The sequence below is a fragment of the Halorubrum sp. Boch-26 genome, from assembly GCF_029889805.1.
Classification (GTDB): domain Archaea; phylum Halobacteriota; class Halobacteria; order Halobacteriales; family Haloferacaceae; genus Halorubrum.
Map to the genome: position 1 here is coordinate 1 of NZ_JARANT010000137.1, position 4,759 is coordinate 4,759.

A 4,759-nucleotide genomic window follows, 5' to 3' on the forward strand; every position below is an offset into this window, starting at 1 on the left:
CGGGGTCGGTCGGCGACCGCTGCGGGCTCACCCGCGGCCCCCGCCGCCGCGCTCGCCCTTCCAGCGGGCGGCGGGACCGTCCTCTTCGCGAGCGGCGCGACCGGGAGCGCGCTCCCGTCGTGGACCCCGGCCTTCGTCGGCGGCGTCACGGTCCTCTCCCTCTGCTCGCACCTCGCCGGCGACGCGATCACGCCGATGGGGATCTGGCCGTTCCGTCCCCTCCGGACGTGGCACGTCACGCTCGATCTGACGCCGGCGGCGAACCCGCGGGCGAACCGGATGTTCCTCGGCGTCGGCGTGACCGCCCTCGCGTTATCGATCGCGCTCACGCCTTGAGTCGCCCGCCCCGGGATCGAGACCGCGGCCCGAGCGATCCTCACGAACGTTCACTCGCTCCCGACTCAACCGTGTGCCTTTTTGCGTCCCTCCGCCGAACCCGGCGGTATGCGTAACGCCAAGATCGTCTGTACGATCGGTCCCGCCTCGGACGAACGGGACACGATTCGCGCCCTCGCCGACGCGGGGATGTCCGTCGTCCGGCTGAACGCCAGCCACGGGACGACGGCCCACCGCGAAAAGGTCATCGAGCGGGCCCGCGCGGTCGACGACGCGGTCGACGACCCGCTCGCGGTGATGGTCGACCTGAAGGGACCGGAGGTCCGCACCGCGGAGCTCGACGAGCCGATATCGCTCGCGACGGACTCCGAGGTGACGTTCGCGGAGGGCGACGACGCCACCCCCGAGCGCGTGGGACTCACTCACTCCATCGCGGCCGCCGGCCCGGGTGACACGGTCCTCCTCGACGACGGGCGGATCGAGTGCCGCGTCGAGCGCGTCGACGGCGAGTCCGTCGTCGCCACCGTCGTCTCCGGCGGGGAGCTCAGCTCGCGGAAGGGCGTCAACCTTCCGGGCGTCGCCATCGACGTCGACCTGATCACGCCCGAGGACGAGGCCGAGCTCGACCTGGCCGTCCGAATGAACGCGGACTTCGTCGCGGCCTCCTTCGTGCGCGACGCCGACGACGTCTACCAGATCGCCGACGAGCTGGAGGAGCGCGGCGGCGAGGATATCCCCGTCGTCGCGAAGATCGAGCGGGCCGGCGCGGTCGAGAACCTCGACGGCATCGTCGACGCCGCGGACGGCGTGATGGTCGCGCGCGGCGACCTCGGGGTGGAGTGCCCGCTGGAGGACGTGCCCGTCGTTCAAAAGCGGATCATCCGGAAGTGCGTCAACGCGGGCGTTCCCGTCATCACCGCGACGGAGATGCTCGACTCGATGGTCCACTCGCGCCGGCCGACTCGCGCGGAGGCCTCCGACGTCGCCAACGCGGTCCTGGACGGCACCGACGCGGTGATGCTCTCGGGCGAGACCGCCATCGGCGACGACCCCGTCAACGTCGTGGAGACGATGGACCGCATCGTCCGCGAGATCGAGTCCAGCGACGAGTACGCGGAGACGCGCGAGCAGCGCGTCCCGACCGCCGCGGAGGGCTCCCGGACCGAGGCGCTGGCGCGCTCGGCGCGCTACCTCGCCCGCGATATCGGCGCCTCCACCGTGGTCTCGGTGTCGGAGTCCGGCTTCACGGCCCGCAAGACCGCGATGTTCCGGCCGGGCGTTCCCGTGGTCGCGACGACCCCGGACGACCGGGTCCGCCGACAGCTCGCGCTCTCGTGGGGGGTCCGCCCCGTCCTGACGGAGTACGCACACGACATGGAGACGATCCTCGACAACGCGGTCGACGCCGCGCTCGACATCGGCGGCGCCTCGTCCGGCGACACCCTGGTCGTGCTCTCCGGGATGTTAACGGAGTTCGGGGGGACGAACACGACCAACACGCTGAAGGTCCACGTCGCGGCCGAGACGCTCGTGACGGGGAAGGCGGTCGTCGCGGGCCGCGTCGCCGCGCCCGTCTACCGGGTCGACGACGGCGACCTGAGCGAGGTCCCCGAAGGATCGATCGTCGCGCTCGGGTCGGAGTTCGAGGGCGAGTTCTCGGGCGACCTCGGCGCGCTCGCGGGGATCGTCGACGCCCGCGAGGGGATGACCGGCTACCCCGCGGTCGTCGCCCGCGAGCTCGGCGTTCCGATGACCTCCGGCGCGACGCTCCCCGAGACCGTCGTCGACGGGACCGTGGTCACGCTCGACGGCGAGCGCGGCATCGTCTACGACGGCGACGTTATCGCGGCGGCACGCAAGCGGTAGCTCGTTTTCTCACCGAACCGTACCCGCCAGCCATTTAGCCCCGATACGCCTACTGACGGGTATGTCTAGCGACGAGGACGCCGCCGACGACAACGCCGCTGCCGGCGACGACGCCACCCACGGCGACGACGCCGCTGTCGGCGACACGCGGAGCCGGGCGAACGAGACCCGAGACGCCGACGGCGACGAGGAGCGCCAGTGGCGGTTCGCCGTCGACGACGTCGGACCGGACGGTATCACGGAGGACAGCGGCACCCCCGAGGACGAGCCGATAGAGCCCGGATCGATCGACGTCGAGAACGCCGTGTTCGTCGCGCTCGGCGTCGCGATCACGGTCGGCGTCCTGCTGTTCGGCTTCTGAGCTGCCTCCGAGTTTCCGGTGCCGCGCCGGTCGCTCGGCCGCCGACGGCTCGGCACGCGTACCACCACTTATACCGCCGCGGCCGTACGTCCGGACATGGATCTGCTCTTGGGGTCCGGATCGCTCCTCCAATCCGGGCTGATCGGACCGGACACGCTTCCCCTCCTGCTGTTGACGGCCGGCCTGCTGCTCTCGATGGCGGAGGCGCTCGCGCCGGGCGCGAACTTCATCGTCGTCGGTATCGCGCTGATCGGGGCGGGGCTCGGCGGACTCCTGTTGACGTCGCTCGGCCTCGCGGGCGGGGGCCTCACGCTGGTCATGGCGCTTCTGACGCTCGCCTTCGGCGCGGCCGCCTTCTACGGCTACCACGAGTTCGACCTGTACGGCGGGAAGGGGCGACAGCAGACGAGCGACAGCGACTCGCTCAAGGGGAAGACGGGCACCGTCACCGAGGCGGTGACGACTTCGGGCGGCGAGGTGAAGCTCTCCGGCGGCGGCTTCAACCCGTACTACTCCGCGCGTTCGATCGAGGGCACGATCGAGGAGGGGGCGGAGGTGATGGTCGTCGACCCCGGCGGCGGCAACGTCGTCACCGTGGAGTCGATGGGGTACGTCGAGGACGACATCGACAGAGAGCTCGCGGCCGACCGCGCCCGAAAGGAGGCGGCCAAGTCCGCCGAGGCCGAGGCGGAGACCGAGACCGAACGCGAGTGACTCCCCGTCCCCGCCGGCGCATTCGGGAGTTTTTAAGCCGAGCGGGCTCCGTCTCCCGACATGATCCTGTCTGACGCGGACATTCTCGACCGGCTCGCGGACGGGGACCTCGTGGTCGAGCCGCTCGGCGACGTCGACCAGCAGGTCCAGCCCGCGAGCGTCGACCTGCGGCTCGGCGAGCGCTTCCTGGAGTTCCAGCGCACGAACATCCCCTGTATTCACCCGACCGAGGCCGACGAGGTCGGCGAGTACGTCACGGAGACGACCGTCGCGGAGGGCGACGAGTTCATCCTCCATCCCGGCGACTTCGTGCTCGGGACGACGATCGAGCGCGTCGAGATCCCGGACGATCTGGTCGCGCACGTCGAGGGGCGCTCGTCGCTCGGGCGGCTCGCCATCGTCGTGCACGCTACCGCCGGCTTGTGCGACCCCGGTTACAAGGGCCAGATCACGCTCGAACTGTCGAACCTCGGCACCGCGCCCGTCGCGCTCTCGCCGGGGATGCGCGTCTCCCAGCTCACGTTTACCGAGCTGAAGTCGCCCGCTGACCGCCCGTACGGCGCGGAGCGCGGCTCGAAGTATCAGGACCAAGACGGCCCGCAGGCGTCCCGGATCGGCGACGACCCGGAGTTCGCCGGGAACAGAGACGAAACGACGGAGGACCGCCCGTGAAGTTCATCGAGGAGGTCGTCGTCGACGAGTTCCTCCCCACGGTCCGCTCGATGCTGGCGGAGGACCTCCGCGAGCGCGGCTTCACCCAGCGGGAGGTCGCCGACGCCTTGGGAATCTCCCAGTCGGCCGTCTCGAAATACGCCCACGGCGACGTGGCCCGCCACGAGCGGATCGTCGCCGACGAGCGCGTCCGCGACCTCGTGGAGCGAGTGGGCGAGGGGCTCGCGGCCGGGGACCTGAGCCCCGTCGCCGCGCTCGTCGAGATCGAGGTGCTGATCCGGCGGTTAGAGGAGGGCGACCTCCTCGCGGAGCTCCACGAGGAGGCGATGCCGGCGCTCGCCGACGCCGACGTGGAGTTCTCGGTCCACGACCCGGACAGCGGGCTCCGCGAGCGCGAGCGCGTCCTCGGCTCGGTGCGGCGTGGGCTCCGCGCCCTGACGAACGCCTCGGGCTTCGCCGCGCTCATCCCGAACGTCGGCGCCAACGTCGCCGAGTGCCTCGACGACGCGCGGACGATCGACGACGTCGCCGCGGTCCCCGGGCGCCTCGTCGACGTGAAGGGGCGGGCGATGGTCCCCGGCGAGCCCGAGTTCGGCGTGAGCGAGCACGTCGCGACGGTGCTGCTCGCGGCGCGCGAGGCGGGCTCGACCGCCCGCGGCGCCGTGAACGTCCGATACGACCCCGACACGGTCGCGGCGCTCGCGGGGTCGTATCCGACGGTCGAGTTCGACGCCGAGCGCCCGACTCGCGGGGCGGTCGCCGACGCGGTCGCCGCGGCCGACCGCTCGTCCGCCGAGGGCTCGGAGCTAT

The 4,759-nt window shown here is 71.6% G+C and carries 5 protein-coding genes and 1 pseudogene; all 6 read left to right on the forward strand.

Annotated features, from left to right (window positions below; genetic code table 11):
* A pseudogene (locus OQF71_RS13860) lies at positions 1-336 on the forward strand (metal-dependent hydrolase); the annotation flags it as partial.
* A 108-nt stretch (positions 337-444) separates the two neighbouring features.
* The gene (gene pyk, locus OQF71_RS13865) at positions 445-2,202 is read left to right on the forward strand and encodes a pyruvate kinase (RefSeq protein ID WP_280588391.1); all 1,758 of its coding nucleotides are present in this window, start codon (positions 445-447) and stop codon (positions 2,200-2,202) included.
* A gap of 61 nt (positions 2,203-2,263) precedes the next feature.
* Entirely contained in the window at positions 2,264-2,563 is a 300-nt protein-coding gene (locus OQF71_RS13870; RefSeq protein WP_280588393.1) for a hypothetical protein, read from the forward strand.
* Positions 2,564-2,659: 96 nt separating this feature from the next.
* Complete coding sequence (locus OQF71_RS13875; protein WP_280588394.1) at positions 2,660-3,277, forward strand: NfeD family protein; 618 nt, start codon at positions 2,660-2,662, stop codon at positions 3,275-3,277.
* A gap of 60 nt (positions 3,278-3,337) precedes the next feature.
* Positions 3,338-3,949 carry a dCTP deaminase gene (gene dcd / locus OQF71_RS13880; protein WP_280588395.1) on the forward strand — a complete coding sequence of 204 codons (612 nt, stop codon included), beginning with the start codon at positions 3,338-3,340 and terminating at the stop codon, positions 3,947-3,949.
* On the forward strand, positions 3,946-4,759 hold an 814-nt coding region (locus tag OQF71_RS13885; protein ID WP_280588396.1), incomplete at its 3' end, for a thiamine-phosphate synthase family protein. The genes dcd and OQF71_RS13885, both read left to right, overlap by 4 nt.